The 1,344-nt window shown below is 76.8% G+C and carries 1 protein-coding gene; it reads right to left on the bottom strand.

From position 1 onward, the window contains the following. Positions 1 to 1,344 (bottom strand): glycosyltransferase family 4 protein (locus tag E2C05_RS31825; RefSeq protein ID WP_133223597.1); only part of this gene is annotated, 1,344 nt, incomplete at both ends.

Below are 1,344 nucleotides of genomic sequence, written 5' to 3' on the forward strand. Positions count from 1 at the left end.
GCCCGGCGAGCGGCGGCGGCCCGGCAGGGCAGGCCGCGGCCGCCGCCAGCACCTGCGCCGCGATGTCGGCCCAGCCGCGCAGCCGCACCTCGCGCGCCAGCCGCGCCTCCAGCGCCTGCCGGTGCCCGGCATCGGTCGCCAGCCGCCAGAGCTGCGCCACCAGGTCCGGCTCGCTGTTCGGGGCGAAGAACACCGCGCCGCCGGCGCCGGATTGCCGGAAGGCCGGCAGGTCGGGTGCGAGCACGAGCTTGCCATGCGCCAGGCTCTCGGTCAGCGGCAGGCCCCAGCCCTCGTAGAAGCTGTTCGCCAGGGTGAAGAGGCAGCCGCGGTACAGCGCCTCCAGCACGCCGTCCGGCACCGCCTCCAGCAGGTGGACCTTGGCCTGCAGGATCGGTGCGCGGGCATGCAGGTCCAGCGCCGGCTCCGCCAGCCAGCCGCGCTTGCCGACGCAGACCAGGTCCGGCACCGCCGCCGCGCCGTGCCGCCGCACCAGGGTCAGCCAGGCCTGGAAGACCAGCAGGTGGTTCTTCCGCGATTCGATGGTGCCGACGAACAGGATGAAGGGCCGGCCGCCGCGCAGCGCGACGGGCAGCGGCGCCGGCTCGGTGGCCTCCGGCGACAGCGCTGCGGCGTCCAGCGGCACCACCGTGCAGGGCAGGTCCCGCCCCGGCGCCAGGGCCGAATGCAGCCGCCGGACATCGTCGCGCGTGCAGTCGGAGTTCACCAGCACCGCATCCGCCTGCAGGCAGAGCGCGGCGAACCAGCGGGCGAAGTCGCCGGCGAGGTTGGCATCGCAATGCTCCGGCACCAGCAGCGGGATGCAGTCATGCAGGAAGGGCAGGTAGCGCAGGCCGTGCCGCGCCTTCGCCTCGGCGATGCGGCGGGCATAGCCGGGCAGCCACCAGGAAGTGCCGAGATTGACCAGCACGCTGCCCGGCGCCGGGGCGAGCGGCGGCGCATCCCGCAGCGCCGCCGCCACCGCCTGCCGCGCCGCCAGCCAGGCGGGGTCGCCGGTATCCGCGCCGCTGCGGGCCAGCCCGGCCAGCCGCCCGAAGAGCGCGGCCGGCAGGGGCTTCCAGGCGCCTTCCGCCGCGGCGAAGGCGACGATGCCGGCGTGCTCGCCGGCCTGCCGCAGCGCCTCCTCGATCAGGTTCATCTGCACGCGCTGGATGCCCGTGGGGGCCCGGCTGTGCCGGCCGTAGTCGAGCAGGTCGGAGGCGTCGAAGAGCAGCGTCGCGGTGGCGCTGGCGGGCGCGGCCCACCCGGCCGGCGTCGCTGGCGGGGCAAGGGCGGGCGATGCCGGCCGGCCGGCGGCCGCCTCCGGCGCGAGCGCCATCGCCGGCT

Source organism: Paracraurococcus ruber (genome assembly GCF_004353985.1).
Lineage (GTDB): Bacteria > Pseudomonadota > Alphaproteobacteria > Acetobacterales > Acetobacteraceae > Paracraurococcus > Paracraurococcus ruber.